The organism is Faecalibacterium sp. Marseille-Q4164, from assembly GCF_017377545.1.
Classification (GTDB): domain Bacteria; phylum Bacillota; class Clostridia; order Oscillospirales; family Ruminococcaceae; genus Faecalibacterium; species Faecalibacterium duncaniae.
This window is the reverse complement of record NZ_JAFREJ010000001.1, coordinates 82,639-107,631: the sequence shown is the minus strand read 5'-3', so window position 1 is coordinate 107,631 and position 24,993 is coordinate 82,639. Positions and strand designations below refer to the sequence as shown.

The following is a 24,993-nucleotide window of genomic DNA, read 5'->3' as shown; positions in this document are numbered from 1 at the left end:
CAAAAGGGGTATTTCTTTATGGCTGTAATGAAAGATGTTGCAAAACTGGCCGGCGTTTCCATCTCGACTGTCAGTTTTGTTTTGAATGGAACTGCAAAAGAGCACAAAGTTGCGGATAAAACTGCCCAAAAAGTACTCTGTGCTGCGCGTGATTTGGGATACCAGCTGAATGCGCCGTCTGTTATTTCCCCTTCTCAGCTTACCATCGCACTGTTTTTTCCATCTGTCTCTCTCAGCGCAGAAGTCAACCTCTTCGCTTCTGCAATGGAACGACAGATTCAACAGACAGACACCCCTTTTAATCTTCTGCTCTGCCTCTACGAACGAGGTCAATTGGAAATGCGAATCCGGAACCTTGCACCTTCCGCATATACCGCAGCCATTGTTGTTGCTGAATCCGAATCCGACCGAAATGCATTGGAAAAACTGCCAAACACGCTGCCGTTGATTCTTTTCAATGGCACAAGTCGTAATTTCTGCAGCGTATCCTGCCAGACAGAGGATTCCATCCGACAGGCCGCGCAAATCATCTCCGCAAAAAACTATCACAACATCGTCATTCTATCCGGAGTTCAGCCTGATTGTTCCGAAGATGATACGCTGAATCAGCTAATGATTATTTTGCATCAGCAGGGAATCCCGATTTCACTCCAGCAATGTTTCTCCACAGAAAACTCTTATCAAGGAGGGGCTATCGCAGCAAGACGTATCCTGAACCTTTCTGAGAAGCCGGAACTTGTGATCACGATGAACACAACTCTTGCCTTTGGTGCGATCCCTCTTCTGGCTCGAAATGACTTTATTTTTACGCAGCAGGCCGAACTTCTCAGTTTTGGACGAATGGAAGACCGGAATCACCTGAGCAACTATATTCCCTCAATCTCTTTTATTGGAATCCCGATGTCTTTAATTGCAGAAGATTGCTTTACGCTGGCACTTCGTCTTGCTCGTGGGGAACTAAAAGCCGCCGAGCATGTTCGCTGTCAGTCCAATCTGATGCTGAATGCCAGTTTTACGATTTGATACTAGGAGCCTGCTGCATCCGTTCTCTTTATACAAAATGCCGCCAGTGTATCATGTGAAATCCATCACACGGTACACTGGCGGATATGCTTTTATCCCTTATGGCCAGTTACAGCCCCCCACATCCATATTCATTTAGACAGACTGCGGAATTCCAGTGGGGTGACGCTATAAGTTTCTGCGAATACCTGCGCAAACTTGCCTTGATTTTCATATCCGACGGCATTTGCGATCTCAATAACTTTCATATTATGCTGGGAGCAACCTTCCAGTTGACGGCCAATGAGGCCAAAGTTCTTTAATGTGTAGCCATCTCCGCAAAAGAACAGGAACCAGCCTTTACAATAAAAAACAAAAAGTCCCGCCTGAATTCACTTTCAGGCGAGATGTCTTTCAATATGACTGCTCTGGCGGCATAATCCCCTGTGCTGATCTGATATAGGTGATGCAGATTCTCCTCGGTAATCGTATTCTGACGATTCGCGATAAACTCCAGTCCGCGCTTCATACCATAGATGCGGGCTTCTTGTTCATCACGAGGGGCATAACCATCGAGGATATAACGGATACTGCTGCGGGTCGAGCGGATACTTTCAATTTGAAAAGTCGCATAAATTTCCTCGGTCATCGCCGACAAACCGAAGTTTTGTCCACTGACAGGGACAGAGAGCAACTGCTTCATACCATTTGTTGAAATTTGCGCGAGGTTCGGCAGGTAAAACAGCTTATTTCCAGAAAAATCAGTCAACGGCAGAGGCTGCGCAAAGTTTTGCCGCAGCAATTCGGCAAATTCTTTGACGCTGACAGTCGAGTACTTGTATTCCATCCGATTGAGTTCAAGCAAATGCTTATCTGAAAGCATTTTGGCAAACTGTGCCCCATCCATTCTGCCCACCTCGCAGTTGATACTTATTGATACTATATAGTATCAATATATCGATTCTTTATAAAAAAGTCAACCGAAACAGGCCGAACCAACTTTTTTCCATACTTTCCGTCAAAATTCCCGTGGCACAGCCACGAATCACATCTCCATCGGCTTATTCCCCACTTCGTCCAGATACGCATTCAAAAATTCCGCTGCAAGGCTGTTGGGACGGATGTTTTCTCTGGCTTCCTGTGGGGTGAACCACTTGCAGCGGTCCACTTCGTGGTTGATATGCAGCGCCTTTGCGGTTCTGACGAAAGCCGTAAAGTTACACATCAGCGTGTTGGACGGCTCAAAAAACTTAGTACGGTTGAACCGGAGGTGCTCTACTTCCAACCCGGTTTCTTCCCGGACTTCCCGCACCACGGCGTGTTCTTCTGCCTCACCGCGGTTCACATATCCAGCCACCAGAATATAAGAGGGCTTGCCGTACTGCTGGATGAGCAGAATTTTCCCGGTTTCCTCATCCACAACAATCATGCTGACTGCCACATTGTACATCGGGAACCGGTATTGCTGGCATTTCGGGCAATAAGGCACAATGCCCTCTTCTTCCAGTTCTTTTTCAATCAATGCCATACCGCATTCAAAGCAATGCTTCTGAATCATTTTTACACTCCAAACACTGTTTTCGTCAGCCGGATACCTGCTGTCGTTTTCATCGTATGTTCCATAAAGGTTCGGATTGCCTGCTGACCGTACCCGCTTTCGGACGCATTGACGATATAATCCGCCTCAATCAGAATTTGATAGTCAATGCCGTCGATCTGCGCCGGGCTATGGTGGTGCCCTACCAGATAGGCCACCCGGTCGATCTGTTCTGCTGTCATGCCGGTATCCGCCAAGAACTCCCGCACCAGCGGGGCACCCTCCTGCTCCTGATATCTACCATTGGTGTTGCCGTACTTTTTGCGGCAGAGCGGGCAGGCGATATCGTGGGTGATGGCCGCCACCTCCAGAATAAACTGCGTGTCTGCGTCCAGCCCCTCCAGCTCACCAATGGTTTTGGCATAGGTCCACACGCAGCTCAGGTGCGTGATGTCATGGATATTCCCTTCGGAAAAGGCGATCATCTTTTCCATGATCTGTGCAATGGTCATCATTTGTTTTCACTCCCGTTTTTAACACTTAAATGTTCACCTTGATAAACGCGAAGTTGTTAATTACAGTCTCAGAACAGCGATCAGTTCTTCGCCGTCCATTTCACCGGTTTCTTCGAAACCGAAAGAGCGATACATCTGACGGGCAACTGCATTATCGGGTTCATATGATAGCCAACAGTATTCCGCTTCTCCACAAGGCATAGATTTTATGAACTCTAATGCAAGGCTGACCGCTTCTTTCCCGTACCCTCTGTTTTGATATGCCTTATCGATCATAAGACGCCACAGATTATAGTTTCCCTTTGCAATTTCAGGTGCATCCGTCCAATAATCATCAACATCAAAACCAATCATCAGGAAGCCTACAGGCTTATCCTCATCATATATACCAAACGGGAATGCATGACCGTTTCCCGTAATTGCAGTATACGCTTCAATGATGCTGATCTCATTGGTGGCAACGAAGTTCTTCTGCGATTCCGATACCGTCAGTTTCAGGATATCCCAGACATTATTACCATTTACTTTTTCTAAATGAAGCATATATCTTTACCTCGCTAAATCCCGATTTATCAAATAAGAATTTCCGTCAATTTTTCTCTTGATGCGGCTCGCTTCTAAGAGTAGGAACGAACTGTTCTGTTGCCGGAGACGGACCATTCGGGTCGGTCTCCGGCAGTATTTTTGTTATCGCCTATTAAAAAACAGCCGGAACGACTTTCTGCTGCGCTACATCGATGATGCCGTATGTATTCAGTCTGAGTTTGGGAATGACCGGAAGGCTGACGAAGGCGAGGGTCATAAAGATGCCGATATCTTCCACTACACCATGTGCCTTGAGGGCATCGTTCAGCGCCTGCATTTTCGCCGCAACGCTCTCTGCGCTTTCGGTGCTCATCAATCCGGCCACCGGAAGCGCAAGTTCTGCCACGACCTGTCCATCTGCCACAAACGCAAGTCCGCCTTTGTTTTTCCGCACAGTGTTGCCGGCCAGCATCATATCGGTATCGTTGTCCCCTGCCACGATCAGGTTATGGGAATCATGTGCGATGCTCGATGCAACGGCTCCGCATTTCAGGCTGAAGTTTCCTAAAAAGCCAATGCCCACATGGCCGGAGTGATGATGCCGCTCAAAAACGGCCAGTTTTACGATGTTGTGTTCCGGGTCCACACCGGGAGCCTTGCCCGGATGCCGTTGGAACGGGATGATTTTTTCCTCCGTAAGCAGCTCGCCCCGGTTCAGGCAGATGACACGCTCCTGCTCCCCGCTTTCCCGAAGTTCCAGGTCCTGCAGTGTGATCTCATCCAGATCAAAGGAATCCATAACGTGGGAAAATCTCACACGGTCGATGTCAAGCGGTGCGGGTTTCAGCGTTTTTCCGTGCTCGGCCACCAGCGTGCCATTCTTGTAAACCTGTTCGACCGTAAAGGATTCCAGATCAGAAACCACAACCAGATCTGCCCGGTACCCCGGTGCTACGGCACCGCGCTGCTTGAACCCAAAATACTGTGCCGGGACCAGCGTTGCCATTTTGACGGCCACTGCCGGGTCTGCGCCCAGCCGGATCGCTTTACGGATGTTGGAATCGATGTGTCCGCTGTCCAGCAGGTCACCGGGGTGCTTATCATCCGTCACCAGCATACAGCGGCTGCAATAGGGCTCCCGGAACAGCGGCATCAGGGCCTCCATATTTTTGGCAGCCGTTCCTTCCCGGATCATGATGTATTGTCCGCGCCGGAGTTTTTCCATGGCTTCCTCGATGTTGGAGCACTCGTGATCGGACTGAACGCCTGCCGCAATATAAGCATTCAGGTCCTTAGCGCTCAAAAGCGGCGCATGGCCATCCACGATCTTTCCCGCTTCGGTGCAGTCGCGGATCTTCTGCAGGATCTTCGGGTCACAGCGCACCGTTCCGTAGGCATTCATCAGTTCCGCAAGCCCCAGCACACGGGGATCGCCGTAGTAAGGCCGGAGCTGTTCTGCGTTCAGCACCGCACCGGATTCATCCAGATCCGTGGCCGGAACACAGGAGGGCAGCATGAAATAAACCGAAAGGGTCAGATTTTTTGTCGTTTCCAGCATAAAATCCAAGCCTTCCAGCCCCGCAACGTTCGAGATCTCGTGCGGGTCTGTGACCACCGCAGTGGTACCGTGGGGCAGCACTGCCTGCTCGAAGGCCGGACCACAGAGCATGGAGCTTTCGATGTGGATATGCCCATCGATCAGGCCCGGGCAGACATATTTGCCGTGCAGATCAACTTCTTTCCGGCCATGATACGTTCCCACGCCCACGATCGAATTTCCGCTGATGGCAATGTCAGCGGTGTCGATCTCATCAGTAAACACATTGACGATTCTGGCATTTCTCAAAACCAGATCGGCCAGAGCATCTCCTCTGCCTGCCGAGATCCGGCGTTTCAGTTCATCGGACTGCATAGAAACATCTCCTCTCTCTGAAGTTCGATTTTTTCACCTGTGGATCGGTTCTGCCCTTATTCTACCACGCCCTGCCGCTGCGGAAAAGATGTCGGGAAACAAAAATGGCCCCGGAGGGCTTGTTACAGCTCTCCGGGGCCACCTTATGTGCGTGTGTGACTTGGCGCACACCGTCAGCACTCCACTGCCACCTTGATCACGCCGTCCCGTTTCTTTTCAAACAGCTCGTAGCCCTCTGCGATCCGGCGCAGGGGGTAGGTGTGGGTGATGAGCGGTTCGGTATCGATCTTGCCTTCTGCGATGAGACGCAGCGTTTCTTCACAATCGCAGCCGTCCACGCCGCCGGTCTTAAAGGTGAGGTTTTTGCCGTACATTTCCGGCAGCGGCAGGGTCTGCGCCTTATCGTACAGTGCCACCACCGTCACAATGGCGTTGGGCCGTGCACACTCCCATGCCAGCCGGAAGGTGGAGTCTGCCCCTGCCACCTCCAGCACCACATCGGCCCCGCCGTGGTCGCTGTGGGCACGCACAAAGGCGGCGCAGTCCTCCGGCTGCACGGTGAGCACCTGCGGGTAGTGCCGACGGATGAACTGCAGGCGGCTTGCGTCCTTTTCACAGACGATGATGCGCTTGGGACTGTGCAGCATGACGCACAGCAGCGTGCAGATGCCAGTCGGCCCTGCACCGAGGATCAGCACGGTATCCTCGGGGGTGATCTCCGAAATGCGTGCCGCCCAAAAGCCGGTGGCCAGCACATCGCCCACCAGCAGCGCCTGCCGATCGGTGACGCCGTCCGGGATCTTGTTCAGTCCCTGATCCGCAAAGGGCACCCGGACATACTCCGCCTGCCCGCCGTCGATGCGGCAGCCCAGTGCCCAGCCGCCGTTTTGATCGGTGCAGTTGTTCACGAAGCCCTTTTTGCAGAAGAAGCACTCTCCGCAGAAGGTCTCCACGTTCACCGTCACCCGGTCGCCGGGTTTCACATTGGTCACCGCACTGCCCACTTCTTCTACGATGCCCACCATCTCGTGCCCTACGGTGATGCCGGGCACCGCCCGGGGCACGCTGCCGTGCTTAATGTGCAGGTCGCTGGAGCAGATGCTGGCAAGGGTCACCTTTACAATGGCGTCCCGCTCGTGCTGCAGCACCGGCTTTGGTTTTTCCATCAGGGCAAACGTCCCCTCTGAAACATAGGTATAGGTCAGCATGCTTTTTACCTCCATGCGCTTTGATATTTCCGGACTTGAGTATACCACGCAGCTCTCCGCCGATTAGATCTTGGGCTGATACTGCATGCTGGACACATTGTAAACGGTAACAAAAGCCTTGGGGTCTTCCCGGTTGATAAAGTTCATCAGCTTCTGATATTCGCTCTTGTCCACGATGGTAATGATCTCGTTGTGCTTTTCCAGATTGTATGCACCGATGGCCTCGTACATGGTCGCACCGCTGTGCAGGTCATGGAGGATGAACTGACGCAGCGTCTCCTCTTTTTCGGTGATGATGCAGACGCGGCGTTTGATGCTGTTATCAAAGATGAAATGGTCCAGCACGATGCCGTTGAAGTAAGTACCGAGGATACTCAGCACCACGGTCTTTTTATCGTAGACCAGGGCCGCGGAAAGCGCCACACACATTCCCGACAGAGACATGGCTTTTCCCAATTCCATGTGCAGGTACTTGTTCATGATCTTTGCCACGATATCCAGCCCGCCGGAGGATGCATTGCGGTTGAACAAAATACTCAGCCCGATGCTGACCACCAGAATATAGCACAGCACGTCCAGCTCCTGACTGCCGGTCATCGAGCCGAACTCCGGGAACAGCTTTTCAAACAGCCCCAGAAACACCGGCAGCAGCACACTGGTGTATACGGTCTTTGCGCCAAATTCTCTGCCGCAGGTAAAGAACCCGATGATGAGAAGCACGACGTTCAGGATCATCGTAATGACCGACAAGGGCAGCGGCACAAAATTGGACAGCACGATGCCAAGGCCGGAAATGCTGCTGACGGATGTATGGCTCGGCACCAGAAAAAAGAAAACGCCCGCCGCAATGATCGCCACCGCCCCGGTCAGGACTGCCGTCTCCCTCAGGACTGCGCCGGTCTTTTCTTTTACATCACTCATCTTTGTCCCCCTAAAATCAAATTTGTTTCACCGATTTCCTCATCTTTGTCGATGCGGACAAGGAGCCTACCGCCAAAGCGTTTGTATTCCATAGTGAAGTACCTCCATAAATTCCGAGTTGCTGTTCTCAGTATACCATGATTTTCCCTTGCGGAAAAGATAGCGAAACAAAAATGCCCCCGGAGGGCTTGTTGCGGCTCTCCGGGGGCATCTTATGTGCGTTGTGCTTTGGCGCACACGACCGGCGTTTTACTCGATCTCGATCAGGTTCGGGTTCTCAGGCAAAGCCTTCGTCTGCTGAGGAGCAGGCAGCTCGACGTACAGGACACCATCCTCGAACTTTGCGTGGATGTCCTCCTTCTTCACATCGCCCACGTAGAAACTGCGCGCGCAGGTGCCGGAGAAGGATTCGCGCCGCAGATAGCGGCCCTTCTTATCCTTTTCGTCGTTGCTGTGGCTGCGCACTGCCTGAATGGTCAGGTAGCCGTCGTTCAGATCCATCTGAACGTCTTCCTTCTTGCAGCCCGGCAGGTCAACAGCTACTTCGTAGCCGTTGTCCGTCTGTTTGACATCGGTCTTCATCATGTTTGCACCGCGCTTACCAAAGGTATCACGAGCCTCACGGTTCATCATACGTTCCAGTGCAGCGTCATTCCAGAACGGATCGAAGAAATCATCGAACAGGTTTTCATGGAAAACAGTCGGCATAAGCATAAATCATTCCTCCAATCCCGGCGTTCGGGTCGGGGCAAAAAATCTGAAGCGTCCACTCGGAAAGGCTTTCCGGGGAGCCTAGCGGCTCTCCTTTTGCCCTTCCTCCTGAGCACGCCACTGTTATAGCACCGTTCATTAGCAGTGTCAATAGAAGAGTGCTAAAATTCACAGAAAGATAATTTTCTGATAATCTTTCATGTAATCTTAGGCGTTTTTCAGGCATATGTCAGCCTTAAGCATTTGGCATCCACTCCATTCGCCACCAGAGTAGCAGCGATTTCCTCGAATGTCTTTACTACCTCCATTGCTTTTACCGGAACGACGATTTCGTCCGGTTCTCCTTTCTCCAGGAGACCTTTTGAAAAGCTCATGCCAGGGGTTTTCACTTCGCCAATATTAAAAGCCATCAAGTTCACTTTTCGTCCATCAGATGCCTCAAAATCAAAAAAATTCATAACTCCATCAAACACATCTGGCGACTCAAGTTCTTTACTGTCATAATCCAGTATATGCGCATGTTCTGAAACGATTGATTTGATTTTATCTACTTCTGCCTTTTCCAGTTGCAGTCCTTGTGTATTTTCTCTGTTCTCCTGACATTGAACGAAGCCATCTTCTGACACGGACACACGGCAAAGCGGCAGCCCCCAGGCATTTGCCAGCAAATAATCAAAAACGATGTTTTCTCTCATCCGAATTACCCTATCCTTCCATCTTCTGGATCACCGCACCCAGCCAGCGGCACAGGGTATCGCCTGCCTGATTTGCGATCTCCAGCACGCGGGCGTGGCTATGCTTGACCGTCTGGATGCCGGTGGCCATGTTGGTGATGCAGCCGACGGCCAGTACCTTCATGCCCATGTAGTTGCAGACCATGGTTTCCGGCACGGTGCTCATGCCCACGGCATCGGCTCCCATCCCCGCAAAGGCGCGAATTTCAGCCGCCGTTTCATAGCAAGGGCCCATAAAGCCCATGTAAACGCCCTCCTTGTAGGCAATGCCCAGTTCATCGGCGGTCTGCTTGGCAAGGTTCCGCAGTTCCAGACTGTAAGGTTCGGTCATGTCCGGGAAGCGGGGGCCGAAGCGCTCATTGTTGGGGCCAATGAGGGGGTTCGTGCCCATCATGTTGATGAAGTCGGTAATGAGCATCAGGGTGCCCGGCGCAAACTCCCGGTTGATGCCGCCGCAGGCGTTGGTCAACACCACCTTTTCCACGTCCAACAGCTTGAACACATAGAACGGGTAGCAGACTTCCTTCATGGAGTAGCCCTCATAGAAATGGAAGCGGCCTTCCATGGCGTAGACTTCCGTGTCCCCCAGCTTGCCAGCCAACAATGCGCCTTTGTGTCCTGCCACCGTGGATACCGGGAAGTTGGGGATATCCTTGTAGGACAGTTCTTCCGTGTCCGTAAAGTCCGCGGTCAGCTTGCCAAGGCCGGAGCCCAGCACCACCGCGATCTTCGGGCGCTTTTTCGTGTGCGTCTTGATATATTCCGCACTTTCCAGTGCCTTTTCATAAAGATGTTCCATACCGTTCTCTCCTTTTCCCAAAAAATTCGATATACTCTCTGGGTTCAGTATATCGGATTTTTCAGGCCGATGCAAGACGCCCTTCATCGAGTCTTATTAAAAACCAAGGAGCAGATACTTCACATCACGAGTGTGTTGTATCTGCTCCTTGGTTCTCCGAATGTCTTATCTCTGGCCGATGTTCCACCGAAACAGCTCATATCCTTCCCGGATATCCTCCGGCAGACGTTTCAAAGTCTCGTCCCGCAGTTCCTGCGGCATCCCGTAAAAAGCTTCGGCAATGCCGCCTGTGATGCAGGCAAGGGTGTCGCTGTCGCCGCCCAGAGAAACTGCATTGCGAAGTGCATCCTCAAAACTGACGCTTTCCAGAAAAGCAATGATTGCTTCCGGCACAGTTTCCTGACAGGTCTCCACATGATGATAGGTCGGCCGAATTTCATCACAGGTACGGTTCAGGTCATAACCGAAGCTCTGCTCCACATATTGTTTGATTGCCGGCTTGCTGTGGCCGGTACGGGCCAGAAAAATTGCTGCCGCCGTGGCCTGTGCGCCCTTGATGCCCTCCGGGTGGTTGTGGGTGACTTCAGCGGTCACTTTTGCCATTTCCAGCGTTTTGTCCAGCGTATCGAACAGCCAGCCCGCTGCCGACACCCGCATAGCCGAGCCGTTACCGAAACTGCCATAGGGATTCGGATTTTCTGCATGCAGCCACCGGCGGAACATCCCGCCGTAACCGGCATGAGGGTATGTTTCTCCCCAAATGCGCATCTCGCTCTTTGTTTCTTCAAATGTTCTCTCCGGGATGCCTTTACCTGCAATCAATCCCCGTGCCACCGCAACGGTCATGACCGTATCATCGGTGAAGTGCGATTTCTTGCTCAGCAGCGGAAAATCCTTGTGCTTGTAATTGTTGTGGTCAAATTCATAGGGACTGCCCACGATGTCACCCAAGATTGCTCCTAACATGGCTGTTTCCTCCCTTACCTATGATGCCGCTTCTGAAAATCAGCTTCGATTTGTTCTTTCCACTCTGCGCCGATGGACGCGCAGCAGGGTGCTTCCCGCATCCGGGAGACTGTCTCGCTAACAACGTGGTAGTTGACCGCCACGCCCTGTGCGTCATTCTCAAACCGCACCGCCCGGTCTGCCCCGATGCCGAAGCGGGCAGCTTCCTTCACGGCGTCCATGTTGGCACCGAGGAACAGGAACTCCCAGCCGTATTGCTCTTTTTCCCGCTCGATCATCCGGCGGATCTTCTCATAGCCAAACCGCTTGCTGGCGTTTTCCAAGCCGTCCGTGGTGATGACAAAGATGACCTTTTCGGCACGCTCGTCCTCCGGCAGATGGCGCTGGATATTCACCATCTTTTCCATGCCATAACCAATGGCATCCAGCAGCGCCGTGCAGCCCCGGACGTAGTAGTCCTTTTCGGTCAGCGGCGCAACAGCCTTCAGCGGAAAACGGTCGTGCAGCAGCTGCACCTCATGGTCGAACAGGATGGTGGTCACGTTGGCCTCGCCCTCCTGCTCCTTCTGCCGGGTCAACATAGCATTGAACCCGCCGATGGTATCCTGCTCCAGCCCGCCCATGGAACCGCTGCGGTCCAGAATGAAAACAAGCTCGGTAAGATTTTTCTTCACAACAATGCCCTCCGTTTTGTGGTGTATCGCTTTCGTTGGCAAAAGGATACCACAAACCGGAGGGCAAAAGGTCAACGGGCAGGCGACAAATCACGCACCCAGCTGTTCCTGATCGTATTCAAACAGCAGCGTATTGACCTGATTGATGTTATAGATTTTGTGTTCCAGGCAATACCGCACGATCCAGTCCCGCTTGGAGCCATCGGAGAAGGCGTAGCCTGCGCTTTTGAGCAGGTCGATGGTTTCATCTTCGGACAGGTGCAGGCCCACCGCAAAGGCCAGCACCGTTTTCTTTTTGGGGTTGTAGTCGCGATTGCACTGAATTTTGGAGAAATGCTGCCGGGAGATGTTGGACTGCTTGTACACGGTGGAGTCTTTCAGCCCCCGCTCGTCAATGAGCCGCAGCAGCCGGGTGGTGAAGCTTTCACCGAGATTATCCATCAGGCTTTCCAGACTGCGGGCTGTCCTGGGTGCCGCGGCGGATGCCGGAACTGCACCTAGCATCGGCACGGCGGCATCTTCTTCCAGAAGCCTCCGCCGCTCTGACAATTCCCTGCGCCGACGGCCAAATCCGTAGCTTTCATCGTTCTGTGCTACATAGTGGTCGTCAATGTACTCCTCCACCGAGGCGAACAGCTTCCGGCTCACGGCCAGCGAGCCCCGGTCGTAAAGCACCAGATACACGGTCAGGTCGTGCTCCATGACGTACTGTGTGATGGTGTCCACCGCAATGCGGAAGGCCTGTTCTTTGGGGTAGCCATAGTTTCCGCTGGACAGCAGCGGAAAGGCCACGCTCTCGCAGTGGTACTCTGCGGCTAATTCCAATGCGGAGTGGTATGCACCGGCTAATTGTTCAGCTTCGCCGAACCCGCCGCCGTGCCACGCTGGGCAGACTGCATGGAAAATATATTTTGCGGGCAGACCGAACGCCGGGGTACACACGGCTCTGCCCAAATCGCAACGGCCGATGGCTTCGCAGGAAGCGGTCAGCTCCTGCTCCCCTGCCGCCTGATAGATGGCGCGGCTGGTGCCGCTGCCCTGCAAAAGGTTCCGGTTGGCCGGGTTGACAATGGCATCCGCTGCCACTTTGGTGATGTCGTTGCGGATCATCAGAAACGGCATGGTGGTTCCTCCCTCACATGGTTTTCTTCATCCTATCACATCCGATGGGGCGGTGCAAGGGGTGCTCTTGTTTCCTGTCCGCGCAGCTATTATAATAATAGGTACAGAAAGAGGGTGAGCTTCCTGCACGACATCTGGAATCCATGGCACGGCTGCGTCAAGTGCAGCGAGGGCTGCCAGAACTGCTACATGTATTTTCTCGACCGGATGCGGGACCAGAACGGAGCCGAGATCTACAAAACGAAAAGCGGCTTTTCCTATCCGCTCCAGAAAGACCGCACCGGACACTACAAAATCCAGAGTGGTGAGCAGATCCGGGTCTGCATGACCTCGGATTTCTTCTTGGAAGAAGCCGACCCGTGGCGGGTTGAGGCGTGGGACATCATGCGCCAACGCAGCGACGTGGTGTTTTTCCTGCTCACAAAGCGGCCGCAGCGGGTACGGGAGTGCCTGCCGCCGGACTGGGGCAGCGGTTGGGACAACATCTTTTTCAATGTCACCTGTGAAAATCAGCGCCGCGCCGATGAGCGCATTCCCATTCTGTTTGACCTGCCCTTCAAGCACAAGGGCATCATGTGCGCGCCCTTCATCGGACCGGTGAGTATCCGGCAGTACCTTTCCGCCGGGCAGATCGAGCAGGTCATCTGCGGCGGCGAAAACTATGACGGTGCCCGCCCCTGCAATTTTGATTGGGTCAAGTCTCTCCGGCAGGAATGCGTGGATGCCAATGTGACCTTCTGCTTTATCGAGACCGGCACTGTGTTCATCAAGGACGGCAGGCGCTACCACCTGCCAAACAAGCAGCTGCAAAGCCGAATGGCCTGTAAATCCGGCATGAATTTTCAGGGCAGGCCCATTCATTTTGACCTCGTGGACGACTGGGGCTACCCCATCCCGCAGGAAGATCTCTATGTGCCTCATTTCCGCGCAAACTGCGAGACCTGCGGCAGCAAGTTGATCTGCAACGGCTGCAGCGATTGCGGAAAATGCTTATAAAATAAAGGAATTCTATCAATACAAATGGAACTTATGGCTGATCTGGTGTGCAATTTCATCCGGCAGCGGGCGGAAACCGATGCAGGTCAGGGTCATGCCCTCTCCGTTTTCATCAAATTCTTCCGGTTCCAGCTCGGTGTGGCAGGCATCCCGGATAAGGAAGAAGTCTTTGTTTTCCACAAGGCCTAATTCCTCGGCAATGGTCTTTGCTTTCAGCAGTTGATTGCGGTTCTTTGCCCCACATACGGTCTTGGTAAACGAACCATCGAACCATTCTTCATAGGTTGCTTTCTCCAACATGATTTCTGCCCGATAGCCGGTAATTTCTCCGTCTTTCTCGATGGGTTCCACGCCCTGTCCCATGCCGATGGGGTCGGTGAGGAATGCCAGCGAAGCGTGGCAGCACTGCGCCGCCAGCTTACCGGGAGACATCTGCAGATCTTTTCGGGCAATGATGAGTTGACGCATTTTTTCTCCTTCTTACGACAGTTTGATCTTCAAATCTGCCAGCAGATTCACCGCTTCTGGCAGGGAAAACTTTGCATCCTTCAGGCGGCTGCCCAGAATGTCCACCTTATAACCGGCGGCATCCCGGAAATCCGCCTTGCGCAGATCACACTGGTAGAACTCCGTTTCGTGAAGTTCTACACCCTTGAAATTTGCCAGCTGCATCTCGCATTTGGCAAACATGGAGCCGACAATTTCGTTGCCGTCCGAAAAGTCGAAGCGGTTAAAGTTCATTTCGGTGAAGGTGTTATATTTCAGACTGCACTCTTTCAGCGTATTGATAGGGTCCGGGAAGGCACCGTTGGACATCAGCGGTGCCCACTCGATTTCCTGCAAACGGCAGTCCTCAAAATCCAGCGATTGCACCGAAGAATGGGTGCTGCGCAGACCTGTGATCTCACACCGCACGAATTTGCACTCATTCAGCATGGTATGATCCAGTTCGCATTTGGTAAAGGAGCAATCCACAAACACGCAGTCGGTAAAGTCGCAATCCTCAAAAGCCTCCTCGGTGAACGACAGGTCAGCAAACCGTTCACCCTCACAATAGCGCTCTATCATAAAATTCTCCTGTCAGCGCAGTTCTTCCAGCAGAGCCGTGCAGCCTTCCAGTACATCCTGCCAGGTAGCCTCAAAATCCCCGGTATACCATGGGTCGGCCACATCGCCGGGGCGGCGGGTATGATCCATCAGCAGAGACACTTTATGCTCCGGGTCGCCGCCCACAAAGCGCGCCATATTGCGCAGGTTGTTGTGATCCATGGCGATCAGGTAATCGTAGGTTTCGTAATCCCGCTGGGTCATCTGTCGGGCGATTTTACCCTCGCAGGAGATGCCGTGCTCGGCCAGCTTCCGCCTGGCAGGCGGATAGACCGGGTTGCCGATCTCCTCGGTGCTGGTGGCCGCGGATGCGATTTCAAACCGATCAGAAAGCCCGGCTTTGGCTACAAGGTCTTTCATTACAAATTCGGCCATTGGGCTGCGGCAAATGTTGCCGTGGCAGATGAAAAGCACTTTCGTCATGTCAAAATATTCCCTTATATCGTATCATTTTGAATTTTGCACACATGCGTGCAAAATTCAGTTCTGCTTCAAGAACTCCCGCAGCACATCCTCTGGGCGGGGTGTATGGTTCGGGTACTTTTCCCGCAGCGGTGCGGCGGCACCATCCATAATGTAGGGCACACCCACAATGTCCAGCATCGACACATCGTTATAATTGTCGCCAAAAGCCATCACATCGGCAAGGTCGATGTCCAGAGTCTTGCAGATGCTGCGCACACCGATGCCCTTGTTGGCAAAGGTGGTGTCGATCCAGTACGGCCCTGCCACAGCGCAGTTCGCCTCTTTCCATCGTGGGACAAACCGTTCCGTGTAAGATTCTACGCCTTCGTGCAGATACACCGATACTTTTGTGATCTCCTCCGTCACCTCGGAAGGGTCATGGATGATTTGATAATTGTTCCCGATGAACTGAATACGCTTGAGCATTCCCAGACCCCGCTCCATCAGGTATGCAGTATTCTGACCGGAAAGCATTACCTCGCCCTGCCCGTCGCTGCGGATCCACAGGTCGTTGGCGATTTCTTCGGCCAGCGTGCGCGGCATCGGGTTCTTGGCGATGCACTGTTCGTCTTTATAGATCACGCCGCCGTTCTCACAAAGAAACACACAGCAGTCTGCCACCGGTGCAAAGAGCTTGCGCAGGCTGGTATACTGCCGACCGGATGCCGGGCAAAACAGAATGCCGCGCCGATGCAGCTCCCGTATCTGCTCAAAGATCTCGTCTTCCAGTTCCTTTTTGCCGTATTGCAGCAGCGTACCGTCAATGTCGCTGCAAATCAGTTTGATTGACATTTTCCGTCCTCATTTTTCAAGATAATTTTAGGCAATTCCCCGGCATCCAGAACACGGACGCCTTCGTCCATCAGCATCTTGGCAAAAACGCCCTGTCCGGGAATCTTTGTCCCGGAAAACGTTCCATCGTAAATTTCCTTCACGCCGCAGCTGGGGCTGCGGGATTGCAGGATGGCAAGCTCCACCCCATTTTCTTTTGCGATGGCAAGGGCCTTGGCTGCGCCCGCTCGGAACTCCCGGTCCACATTGATGCCCTCTTTGTTCGTGACAACGCCCTGCACGATTTCCGCCGGGCACCGCGGTGTGGGCAGGCCGCCCAAAACCTCCGGGCAGACCGGAACCACCTGATGCCCCCGCGCAAAATCACAAACCGCCTGATTGTAATTGTTTCCGCCGCTGTATTTGCAGTTTTCGCCCAGCAGGCAGGCGCTGACCAGAATCTTCATTGTTGCGCGCTCCGTTTTTCAGATACTGAATCTTTTACCTATTCTACCACGCTTTTGGGCATTGAAAAAGAGGATTTTGCTTTTCCTATCCCCATACCGGGAGGTCCGCCGTAATCTTTTCTAATTCCTGTGCAAGAAACGTCAGTCTTTCCCTCAGATGGTTGTTATGCGGTGCATCTCCGTTCAGCAGATAGTCCGTTCTGACATTCAGGCAGGACGAAAGATCCTGCAGCAACTCAATCGAGCAGCAGCGGCTTCCCGTTTCAACTTTTGCAAGATGGTTCGCACTAACGTTCAGCATTATACTCAACTGTTCCTGTGTAATCCCCTTCTTTTTCCGCAAATCGCGGATACGTCCGCCGAATTCTTTTGCATCAAATCGCATTGTTCAATCCTTTCCTTTGCGCCGAAAACACAAACAGGCCGAGACTCCTTTTCCGAGTCCCGGCCTGTTTTCAGCTTGAAAATGCACAATGACCGCGACTCGATGGAGCTGCTCTTGTGAGCAGCTCACGGAGTATTATCAGCCTTTAATGCATTTCAGGCAATTTTCCCTCTTACGCAACTGAAACCTGCGCCATGGCGATATTATAGCAAGTGTTTTCATCACTGTACCCTCCCAGTAGCCATCCTGACGGTTGGTCGCACCGAGAACTTTTGCATAAGCAGCCCCGACTGAGGGCTTTTCTGCGATTACTAAGCGATAAGACAATAAGCATCAACTCCTAACTTTTTATAATACGATTAAAACACCCAGATGTACTTGAAAAAGACAAAGTTTTCGGCTAAAATGGAATCATAAGAAAAATCGGCCGAGATTGGAAGCAGGTGATCAATATGAGTTACATTACAAGAAGTCTTGAGAAAGTTGTGCAGCAGGTCACGCAGGAATATCCGGTTGTGCTTGTGACCGGCCCCCGGCAGGTAGGAAAAACAACTATGCTGCAAAAGCTCATGGAAGGAACTTCCCGTGGATATGTTTCACTGGACGATTTGAACGAGCGGGCACTCGCAAAAAATGATCCAGAATTGTTTTTGCAGCTGCATAAGCCGCCGGTTCTGATTGATGAGGTTCAATATGCACCGGAACTATTTACCTATATCAAAGTCTATGCAGATACTCACCATGAGCCGGGTGCCTTTTGGCTGACCGGGTCACAGGTGTTCAAGCTGATGCACGGGGTACAGGAATCACTTGCCGGGCGTGTTGCAGTGCTGTCAATGACTTCTCTTTCGCAGTCAGAAATAAACGGTGCAGATACCGAGCCTTTCCGTGTGGATTTGGACGCTCTGCTGAACCGCGAGGAAAAAGCTGTGCCCGCAGATACCAAAGATATCTTTGAGCGTATCTATCGGGGCTCCATGCCCGCTATTGCAAGCGGAAAAAATACCAACAGCCAGATTTTTTACAGCAGCTACCTTTCTACCTATATTGAACGCGACGTAAAAGAGCTTTCAGATGCCATCGATGCGCTGAAATTTCTGCGTTTCATGACAGCGGTTGCAGCGCGCTGCTCCCAGATGCTGAATGTTGCCGAAATTGCACAGGATGCGGACATCAATCAGAAGCAGGCAAAAGATTGGCTGCACATTCTGGAAACACTGGGTATCATCTTCTATCTGCACCCCTATTCCAATAACCTTCTGAAGCGTTTGGTAAAAACCCCAAAGCTCTATTTTTATGATACGGGATTGGTCTGCTATCTGACCAAGTGGAGCAGTGCAGAGGTTCTGGAGTATGGTGCCATGAACGGTGCAATCCTCGAAAACTATGTTGTTTCCGAAATTGCGAAGACCTATCTGAATACCGGCAGTGAGCCGTTTTTGTACTACTACCGCGACAAAGATGCAAAAGAGATTGATATTGTTCTGGAGCAGGATGGTGTTCTGAATCCCATCGAAATCAAAAAGACCTCGAATCCCGGCACCGAATTGACGAAGGTGTTCTCTTTGCTGGACAAAGCCTCTGTCCCACGCGGGAAAGGTGCTATCGTCTGCATGAAGCCAAAAGTCGGCATCATAGATCGAGATAACTATATCGTTCCGATTTGGATTATCTGAATGGTGTCTTCCTCATCCGGGCAGACCCGGAGCAGCAAGTCCACCTCCAACGATTGCATAAAATACGCTTCCAGCCGTGTGCGCTCATCCGGTTCGTCCTCCGCATCGGAAGAGAAAGGATCAGGTTCACTCCCCTCGGTTTTATTCCACTCAGTCTTATTTCCTCGTGATTTTGCCGTTTCCTGCTGCGCTGAATCCGCGGCACCGGAACCGTTCTTTTCACGATTCCGGAAACGCGGGTCTGCAAAGTTTTTGACGTAAATCAAATCGGGTTTTCCCAGCCCACGCCGTTTGCGCTCAATCAGTCCAAACTTTTCCAATTCCCGGAACAGTTTGGTTGCCTTGTTGTCTGCGCAGCCCAGTGCATCCATCACTTCCTGCACAGGAAAAATGATATACACCCTTCCCTGCTCATCCAGCCATCCGTTTTTCACCGACAGCCCCATGCGGTCCAGCAGGATGCCGTACAGCGTTTTGGCATCAGTGGACAGGTCCTTGAATTTTATGTCCCGGAATAAAATTTTGGGCACCCGGAAATACGAGAACATCTCGCCCGACTGCCCATAGAAATAGTCAAACATTCTGTTTTCCCCCCTTTTTTGACCGTTTACATCCTTGACACCTCCGTTCCATTTGTGATGAAATATGTATGATTATCGTTATTTTTCTTTACAAAGATGGCCTGCCATGCTACAATAGCCGCATCTACGGCCACCGGACAACAGGAAAGGAGTATCTTATGGTCAAAACTGCTGACACCATTGCCATCTATTCCCGCAAGTCCCGCTATACCGGCAAGGGCGAAAGTATCGGAAATCAGATCGACCTCTGCCGCGAATATATCCGCACTCACTACGGCGATGCCGCCGCGGAACATGCCGTTGTCTTTGAGGACGAGGGCTTTTCCGGCGGCAACCTGAACCGCCCGGATTTCAAAAAGATGATGACTGCGGCCAAGGACCGGAAATTCAAGGCCATTGTGGTCTACCGTCTGGACCGCATCAGCCGCAACATCAGCGACTTTTCCAGCCTGATTGAAGAACTGGGACGGCTGGGCATCGACTTTGTGTCCATCCGTGAAAGTTTTGACACGTCCAGCCCCATGGGCCGCGCGATGATGTACATCGCATCCGTGTTCAGTCAGCTGGAACGTGAGACCATCGCGGAGCGCATCCGGGACAACATGCACGAGCTGGCAAAGACCGGGCGCTGGCTGGGCGGCACGACCCCCACTGGCTATGCTTCCGAGAGCGTCAAGAGCATCACGGTGGACGGCAAGACCAAAAAGGCCTGCAAGCTCAAGCTGCTGCCGGACGAAGCCGAGATCATCTACAAAATTTTCGACCTCTACGAGCAGTACGATTCCCTGACCATGACCGAGACCGAGCTGCTGCGGCAGGGCATCAAAACAAAAACCGGGCGTTCGTTCACCCGGTTTTCCATCAAGTCGATTTTGCAGAATCCTGTCTACCTGATTGCAGACAAGGACGCCTATCAGTATTTTGTGGACAATGAGGCAGAACTGTTCGCCCCGGAGTCCGATTTTGACGGTGTGCGCGGCGTGCTGGCCTACAACCGCAGCGACCAGGAAAAAGGCCGTGCCACCGTCTACAATCCCATCAGCGAATGGATCGTTTCGGTGGGCGAACACCCCGGCATCATCTCCTCAAACCGGTGGATTCGGGTGCAGGAGTCGCTGGAGCGGAACAAATCCAAGTCCTACCACAAGTCCCGCGGCAACGAAGCTTTGCTCACCGGTCTGCTGTGGTGCTCCTGCGGCAGCCGGATGTACCCGAAGGTCACCGGTCGCAAAACTGCCGACGGGCAGGTGGTCTTTCCCTATATGTGCAAACTGAAGGAGCGCAGCCGGAGAGAGTTATGTAATGTCCGGAATGCCAACGGCAATTTGCTGGATGCTGCCATCTGCGAGCAGGTCAAGCACCTTGCCGACCATTCCAGCGACTTTATGAAGCAGTTGGAAAAGGCAAAGTCCGCCCACGCAGGCAACCGCTCCGAGTTTGAGACCAAGCTTTCCACCCTGCGCAAAGAGCAGGCCGAGACGCAGCGGAAAATCAATGCCCTGATCGATTCCTTGGCTGACTTCGGCGACAGCACCGCTGCTGTCCACCTGAAAAAGCGCATCGAGGAACTGAATGCACAGGATGCCGCCCTGAGTTCCCGCATCCGGGAATTGGAAAGCCTCACCGACAACGGTGTTCTGGGCGGCATCGAGTTTGACGTAATGCGGCAGCTGCTGACCGTGTTCCACGACAACATCGACGACATGACCGTGACGCAGAAGCGCGCTGCCATCCGCACGGTGGTGCGCAAGGTGGTGTGGGACGGCAAGGTGGCGCATGTGGTGCTCTTCGGTTCACCGGAGGATGAAATCGACTGGACCACCTTCCCGGTAGACCCGGAAGAGGACGACAACGATCCCGAGGGCGGTGGAGATGGTTCCGATTCTCCATCCGGCGTTCGCTCGGGTGAGGATAGCATTCTCAATGCATCTGCTGGCATAGGTCGCAAACCGCGCCTTGCGGGTGGTGTCAAAGGTATCCACGGCCTTCATCAGTCCAATGGTTCCAATTGAGATCAGGTCCTCCTGGTCGCCGGGCTGGGCGTAGTATTTCTTTGCCACATGGGCCACCAGCCGCAGGTTGTGCCGGATGATCTTTTCCCGCGCACTCCTGTCCCCCGCCCGCAGGGCCGCAAAGGTTTCGATCTCCTCCCGTGCACTGAGCGGCTTTGGAAAACTCCCCGCTTCCAGATGCAGCGCCAGCACCAGAAATTTTGTAGCGAAAAATTGCAGCAGCGTTAATAGCATACACAGCACCCCCTGGTGCTACTGTATGCTGTTGGAAGATCACAAAGTATTCCTCCGAATCCGGAGCGCAGGGATGGCATTCTGCAATTTTCCTGCGGGTTCGTTCGTATTAAGGATAAGGGACCGAATTTTGTTGGTAAAACGGAGGAACCATTATGGCGATCTTTGAAAAGACCATCCGAAACAAAAACTTTGACAAGCTGCTTCGGAAGCTGGAAAATGAAATCCCGGACAGCAGCTGGTCGGCAGAGCTGGAAGCCGGAAGTGATTTCAAAGAGGGCGATGCCCGGTGCAGCGTCCGCGTCTTTGAACGGTACAGCGTGATGGGCGGTAATCGCCTGAGTCTGACGCTGACCATGTTTCAGAACGGGGACAGCCCGATCCGGTTATCCGCTATCACCGCAGGCGGCAGTCAGGCGGTGTTCTTCAAAGTGAACACCCTTGGAGAGGAATCCTTTTTGGAGGACGTAAAGGGACTGCTGGAAGAAATTTTGGAGGAGTAAGATGTTTTTCGCTGGATTTGATCTGTTGTTCAGCATCCTGTTTCCCATCCTGTTCCTTGTGGTTCTGGGCATGATCCTGTATGCCATCATCGGAAATATCCGCACCTGGAATAAAAACAACCATTCGCCGCGGCTCACCGTTCCGGCAGCGGTGGTGGCAAAGCGCACGGAGGTCTCTCATCACCACACGGACAACACGATGATGCATACGTTTACCACCTATTATGTGACCTTTCAGGTAGAGAGCGGCGACCGCATGGAGCTTACCGTAAGTGGTTCGGACTACGGAATGCTTGTGGAGGGCGACATTGGAAAGCTGAGTTTTCAAGGCACCCGCTATCTTGGGTTCCAGCGGAACTGAGTGTTTCTGCACTGCTGCCCAACTGGATGAATCGTAAGTTGAACAAGGCAGGATTACACACAAAAAAACATCTGCTGCCCCTTTGCCGGACGTAACAGCCTCCGGCGTGAGACAGCAGATGTTTTTCCTTTTTACGATGCAGTCAGATTCACTCCGCAATGGGCATGGTCTGGTAGAACCAGTCCTCAATGGCCTTGCGGGTCCGGGCGAAGAACTGCTTCACCGGGCAGGCAGCGTCGCGGGCTTCCTGCTCCAGATCCGTACCTTCGGGGAAATTGCGGATGACGGTATAAGCCACCGACTGCGGCGGCAGCGACATCATCACGGCAGGGTCGTGCACCACGCAGATCTGCTCCCCCACTGCAAGGGTAGCGGGGTCAGAGGTGGTCTTTTCGTCATGGTCCTGCCACTGGGTGCGCTCAGTGATCACCATTTCATAGGTCTCCTGCCCCTCTGCGGTCACCAGTACGGACTCCACTGTACCGTCCGCAGCGCGGCTGATCTCTTCTACCGTACCATAGTAGTAGAGCCGCTCCGAAAACAGTGCCGAGGCAGCGGGCAATGCACTGATACTGAGCAGCAGCACTGCAAGCAGACAAAAGAACGAGCGATAGGTCTTTTTCATAAAAAGCCTCCATTTTTCATGTCGAAGCGGAGCACCCGCCGCATGGCGCTCCCGGATGCCTTATTCTAACACAACTCTTGTCGGATTTCTATATCCAGGCTTAACCGGCGGAAAAATATCGCAAAAGGCACCGCGTCATAACCCTCTCAGTCATCGCTGCGCTTTGCCTGAGAGGGTGAAAAAGCAAGCCCGGAAGGCACACAGACCTTCCGGGCTTGCACTTTTTGCGATGCGCTACGCGCATCTCAGACTACTTTACAGCTGGCAGGCGGTATCGTAGCCGGTACGGATGGCGTTGGAGATATCGGCAGCCTTACCTGCGGCATCGCCGATGGAGTACACCGGGATGTTGGCATTTTCCAGCGCAGCAGCGTCAAACTCATTGGAGCGTGCGCCCATAGCCAGCACGATGTAATCGCAGGGGATGGTCACCTCTGCGCCGTCCTTGTTCTCACAGACAACGGCATCCATGCGGAACTCCTTGACCTTGTGGCCGGGGTACTGCTCCACGCCGTAGGTCTTGTAGTTTTCCATCAGGGTGGGCAGAATGGTGGTGCTCTCGCCTGCTGCGATCTTGTCCATCATCTCGATGACAGACACCTTGCAGCCCCGGGCAGCCAGATACTCTGCGGTCTCGCAGCCCACCATGCCGCCGCCGATGACAGCCACGGTGCCGTAGACCTGCTGCTCACCGGCCAGCACCTTCCAGGCATCGGCCACGTTCACGCCGTCAATGCCGGGGATGCGGGGTGCGGCGCTGTGGGCACCCACAGCGTTGATGACAGCCTCAAAACCGGCCTCCTTCAGCTGCTCTGCCGTGCGGGTCTGTCCCATGCACAGGTGCACCCCGGCATTGCAGACCGCGCGGATCAGATCCTGTGCGGCGCGGCGCATCTCCTCCTTACGGGGAGGCACGCAGGCGATGTTCAGCTGACCGCCCAGAGAGGTGGTCTTCTCAAACAGGGTCACATCGTGACCGCGCAGGGCTGCCACACGGGCAGCTTCCAGACCGGCAGGGCCGCCGCCCAGAACAGCAACCTTCTTTTTCTGTGCGGCAGGCTGGATGCTGCGGCTGTTCTCATAGCCATTTTCGGCATTGAGCACGCAGGACAGGAACTGGCGGTTCTGGATGGCATCGGTGCAGCCCTTGTTGCAGCTGATGCAGCGGCGAATATCGCAGGCCTTACCGGCAGCGATCTTTGCGCCCCAATCAGGGTCTGCCAGCAGCGGACGGCCAACAGCTACCATATCAGCCATGCCGCTCTCGATGACACGCTCTGCCATCTCGGCATCCACGATACGGCCCACGGCGCTGACCGGCACATTGACAGCCTTTTTGATGTCCCCGGCGATCCTGACAAAGAAGCCGTAGGGCTGCACACCCATGGGAGGAATGGTATCGGCCATGTTGCCGGTGTGGTTGGCCTGGGCAACGTGGAACATATCCACGCCGTCCTCCACCAGCCACTGAGCAAACTGCACGGCGTCGGCCTCGTCGATGCCGCCCTTGCCGCGCTGCGGGGTAACGATGGACAGCTTGTAGTCGATGATCATATCCGGCACAGCCTTGCGGATGGCCCGGGTCAGCATCCGGGCAAAGCGGACCCGGTTCTCCAGACTGCCGCCGAACTTGTCGGTGCGGTGGTTCATCCGGGTAGAGCACAGGCAGCCGTTCAGGCGGTCGCCGTGGATCTGGATCACGTCCACACCGGCCTTCTGGGCACGCACCGCGCAGGCGCACATCTTATCGATGATGGCCATCAGCATTTCCTCGCTGACCTCATCGGTAAAGAACATCATGTCGTGATGCAGGCGCTGACGCATCTCGTCAAACTTCTTCTGCATGAACAGGCTGTTGATGGCGTCCACATCGTACTCCGGGTGGAAAATCTGGATGCCCAGCTTGGTGCCGTAAGCGTGCACGCTGTCGGCCAGCTCCTTGAAGGCCGGGATCTGGCTGTCGTCAAACAGCTTGGGGGTAGGAGAAAAGCTGTTGATGGGTGCCACATCGCCCAGAACGATGTAACCCACGCCGCCCTTGGCCAGGCGGGTGTAAAAGCCCATGTCCTGCTCGCTGATCATGCCGTTCTTCTCGTAGCCGGTGGTCAGCGGGGGGAACATGATGCGGTTCTTAAAGGTCTGTCCGCCCACTACAATGGGCTGCAGGATCATGTTTTCCATACA

The 24,993-nt window shown here is 53.4% G+C and carries 28 protein-coding genes and 2 pseudogenes; 6 read left to right on the top strand and 24 right to left on the bottom strand.

Annotation, left to right across the window (positions count from 1 at the left end):
• The first annotated feature begins 18 nt into the window (after positions 1-18).
• The gene (locus J3352_RS00515; RefSeq protein ID WP_097772339.1) at positions 19-1,023 is read left to right on the top strand and encodes a LacI family DNA-binding transcriptional regulator; all 1,005 of its coding nucleotides are present in this window, start codon (positions 19-21) and stop codon (positions 1,021-1,023) included.
• A 131-nt stretch (positions 1,024-1,154) separates the two neighbouring features.
• Here the strand turns inward: J3352_RS00515 and J3352_RS14440 are convergent, their stop codons facing one another.
• From J3352_RS14440 to J3352_RS00445, 14 genes are all read right to left on the bottom strand, one after another.
• Positions 1,155-1,271, bottom strand: coding sequence for a hypothetical protein (locus tag J3352_RS14440; RefSeq protein WP_143405736.1), 117 nt, complete (start codon positions 1,269-1,271; stop codon positions 1,155-1,157).
• A gap of 50 nt (positions 1,272-1,321) precedes the next feature.
• The gene (locus J3352_RS00505; protein WP_005932453.1) at positions 1,322-1,909 is read right to left on the bottom strand and encodes a hypothetical protein; all 588 of its coding nucleotides are present in this window, start codon (positions 1,907-1,909) and stop codon (positions 1,322-1,324) included.
• 138 nt (positions 1,910-2,047) lie between these two features.
• Positions 2,048-2,560 carry an NAD(+) diphosphatase gene (locus tag J3352_RS00500; RefSeq protein WP_097772340.1) on the bottom strand — a complete coding sequence of 171 codons (513 nt, stop codon included), beginning with the start codon at positions 2,558-2,560 and terminating at the stop codon, positions 2,048-2,050.
• A gap of 2 nt (positions 2,561-2,562) precedes the next feature.
• The gene (locus tag J3352_RS00495; RefSeq protein WP_097772341.1) at positions 2,563-3,054 is read right to left on the bottom strand and encodes an HD domain-containing protein; all 492 of its coding nucleotides are present in this window, start codon (positions 3,052-3,054) and stop codon (positions 2,563-2,565) included.
• 60 nt (positions 3,055-3,114) lie between these two features.
• Entirely contained in the window at positions 3,115-3,597 is a 483-nt protein-coding gene (locus J3352_RS00490; RefSeq protein WP_005935263.1) for a GNAT family N-acetyltransferase, read from the bottom strand.
• A gap of 154 nt (positions 3,598-3,751) precedes the next feature.
• Complete coding sequence (gene ade, locus J3352_RS00485) at positions 3,752-5,491, bottom strand: adenine deaminase (RefSeq protein ID WP_156066220.1); 1,740 nt, start codon at positions 5,489-5,491, stop codon at positions 3,752-3,754.
• A gap of 173 nt (positions 5,492-5,664) precedes the next feature.
• Positions 5,665-6,699: an alcohol dehydrogenase gene (locus tag J3352_RS00480; RefSeq protein ID WP_035394006.1), complete on the bottom strand. Its 1,035-nt coding sequence runs from the start codon at positions 6,697-6,699 to the stop codon at positions 5,665-5,667.
• Between the two features lie 63 nt (positions 6,700-6,762).
• Entirely contained in the window at positions 6,763-7,620 is an 858-nt protein-coding gene (locus tag J3352_RS00475; RefSeq protein ID WP_005932434.1) for a YitT family protein, read from the bottom strand.
• 249 nt (positions 7,621-7,869) lie between these two features.
• Entirely contained in the window at positions 7,870-8,334 is a 465-nt protein-coding gene (locus J3352_RS00470; protein WP_156061397.1) for an Hsp20/alpha crystallin family protein, read from the bottom strand.
• A gap of 215 nt (positions 8,335-8,549) precedes the next feature.
• Positions 8,550-9,026, bottom strand: coding sequence for a hypothetical protein (locus J3352_RS00465; RefSeq protein WP_156066222.1), 477 nt, complete (start codon positions 9,024-9,026; stop codon positions 8,550-8,552).
• A gap of 10 nt (positions 9,027-9,036) precedes the next feature.
• Complete coding sequence (locus J3352_RS00460; RefSeq protein WP_156066224.1) at positions 9,037-9,864, bottom strand: purine-nucleoside phosphorylase; 828 nt, start codon at positions 9,862-9,864, stop codon at positions 9,037-9,039.
• Positions 9,865-10,029: 165 nt separating this feature from the next.
• Entirely contained in the window at positions 10,030-10,830 is an 801-nt protein-coding gene (locus tag J3352_RS00455) for an ADP-ribosylglycohydrolase family protein (RefSeq protein ID WP_156066226.1), read from the bottom strand.
• Positions 10,831-10,844: 14 nt separating this feature from the next.
• Complete coding sequence (locus J3352_RS00450) at positions 10,845-11,504, bottom strand: vWA domain-containing protein (protein ID WP_005932423.1); 660 nt, start codon at positions 11,502-11,504, stop codon at positions 10,845-10,847.
• Positions 11,505-11,594: 90 nt separating this feature from the next.
• Entirely contained in the window at positions 11,595-12,626 is a 1,032-nt protein-coding gene (locus tag J3352_RS00445) for a macro domain-containing protein (RefSeq protein WP_097772350.1), read from the bottom strand.
• A gap of 114 nt (positions 12,627-12,740) precedes the next feature.
• Between J3352_RS00445 and J3352_RS00440 the strand changes: the two genes are divergently transcribed.
• The gene (locus tag J3352_RS00440; protein WP_346655397.1) at positions 12,741-13,622 is read left to right on the top strand and encodes a DUF5131 family protein; all 882 of its coding nucleotides are present in this window, start codon (positions 12,741-12,743) and stop codon (positions 13,620-13,622) included.
• 15 nt (positions 13,623-13,637) lie between these two features.
• On the opposite strand, the gene J3352_RS00435 is transcribed toward J3352_RS00440, so the two are convergent.
• The 6 genes from J3352_RS00435 to J3352_RS00410 form a co-directional block, all read right to left on the bottom strand.
• A complete protein-coding gene (locus J3352_RS00435; RefSeq protein WP_005921358.1) occupies positions 13,638-14,090 on the bottom strand; it encodes an aminoacyl-tRNA hydrolase in 453 nt (150 codons plus the stop codon).
• A gap of 12 nt (positions 14,091-14,102) precedes the next feature.
• On the bottom strand, positions 14,103-14,690 hold the full coding sequence (locus tag J3352_RS00430; protein ID WP_097772351.1) for a pentapeptide repeat-containing protein: 588 nt from the start codon (positions 14,688-14,690) through the stop codon (positions 14,103-14,105).
• A gap of 12 nt (positions 14,691-14,702) precedes the next feature.
• On the bottom strand, positions 14,703-15,152 hold the full coding sequence (locus J3352_RS00425) for a low molecular weight protein-tyrosine-phosphatase (RefSeq protein ID WP_097772352.1): 450 nt from the start codon (positions 15,150-15,152) through the stop codon (positions 14,703-14,705).
• A 57-nt stretch (positions 15,153-15,209) separates the two neighbouring features.
• A complete protein-coding gene (locus tag J3352_RS00420) occupies positions 15,210-15,986 on the bottom strand; it encodes an HAD-IIB family hydrolase (protein ID WP_097772353.1) in 777 nt (258 codons plus the stop codon).
• Positions 15,971-16,432, bottom strand: coding sequence for a DUF523 domain-containing protein (locus J3352_RS00415; protein WP_005932409.1), 462 nt, complete (start codon positions 16,430-16,432; stop codon positions 15,971-15,973). Before J3352_RS00415 ends, J3352_RS00420 begins: the two co-directional genes overlap by 16 nt.
• Before the next feature lie 85 nt (positions 16,433-16,517).
• Positions 16,518-16,817: a helix-turn-helix domain-containing protein gene (locus J3352_RS00410; RefSeq protein WP_005932405.1), complete on the bottom strand. Its 300-nt coding sequence runs from the start codon at positions 16,815-16,817 to the stop codon at positions 16,518-16,520.
• Positions 16,818-17,269: 452 nt separating this feature from the next.
• Here J3352_RS00410 and J3352_RS00405 point away from each other — a divergent pair, with 452 nt between their 5' ends.
• Positions 17,270-18,493 carry an ATP-binding protein gene (locus tag J3352_RS00405; protein ID WP_097772354.1) on the top strand — a complete coding sequence of 408 codons (1,224 nt, stop codon included), beginning with the start codon at positions 17,270-17,272 and terminating at the stop codon, positions 18,491-18,493.
• Here the strand turns inward: J3352_RS00405 and J3352_RS00400 are convergent.
• A pseudogene (locus J3352_RS00400) lies at positions 18,478-19,074 on the bottom strand (replication initiator protein A); the annotation flags it as partial. The gene J3352_RS00405 and the pseudogene J3352_RS00400 sit on opposite strands and share 16 nt — an antisense overlap.
• Positions 19,075-19,232: 158 nt before the next feature.
• Between J3352_RS00400 and J3352_RS00395 the strand changes: the two are divergent.
• On the top strand, positions 19,233-21,086 hold the full coding sequence (locus J3352_RS00395; RefSeq protein WP_242699826.1) for a recombinase family protein: 1,854 nt from the start codon (positions 19,233-19,235) through the stop codon (positions 21,084-21,086).
• Here J3352_RS00395 and J3352_RS14200 read toward each other — a convergent pair.
• Positions 21,018-21,320: pseudogene (locus J3352_RS14200) on the bottom strand (sigma factor); the annotation flags it as partial. The gene J3352_RS00395 and the pseudogene J3352_RS14200 sit on opposite strands and share 69 nt — an antisense overlap.
• Before the next feature lie 155 nt (positions 21,321-21,475).
• On the opposite strand from J3352_RS14200, the gene J3352_RS00385 reads away from it, so the two are divergent.
• Positions 21,476-21,823: a DUF6054 family protein gene (locus J3352_RS00385; protein WP_156066230.1), complete on the top strand. Its 348-nt coding sequence runs from the start codon at positions 21,476-21,478 to the stop codon at positions 21,821-21,823.
• A gap of 1 nt (position 21,824) precedes the next feature.
• Positions 21,825-22,184 (top strand): DUF2500 domain-containing protein, encoded by a 360-nt coding sequence (locus J3352_RS00380; protein WP_005932392.1) that lies wholly within the window; start codon positions 21,825-21,827, stop codon positions 22,182-22,184.
• A gap of 148 nt (positions 22,185-22,332) precedes the next feature.
• Here the strand turns inward: J3352_RS00380 and J3352_RS00375 are convergent, their stop codons facing one another.
• Positions 22,333-22,809 carry a hypothetical protein gene (locus J3352_RS00375; protein ID WP_156066232.1) on the bottom strand — a complete coding sequence of 159 codons (477 nt, stop codon included), beginning with the start codon at positions 22,807-22,809 and terminating at the stop codon, positions 22,333-22,335.
• A 255-nt stretch (positions 22,810-23,064) separates the two neighbouring features.
• Positions 23,065-24,990: a bilirubin reductase, long form gene (gene bilR / locus J3352_RS00370; protein ID WP_156066234.1), complete on the bottom strand. Its 1,926-nt coding sequence runs from the start codon at positions 24,988-24,990 to the stop codon at positions 23,065-23,067.
• Between the last annotated feature and the right edge of the window lie 3 nt (positions 24,991-24,993).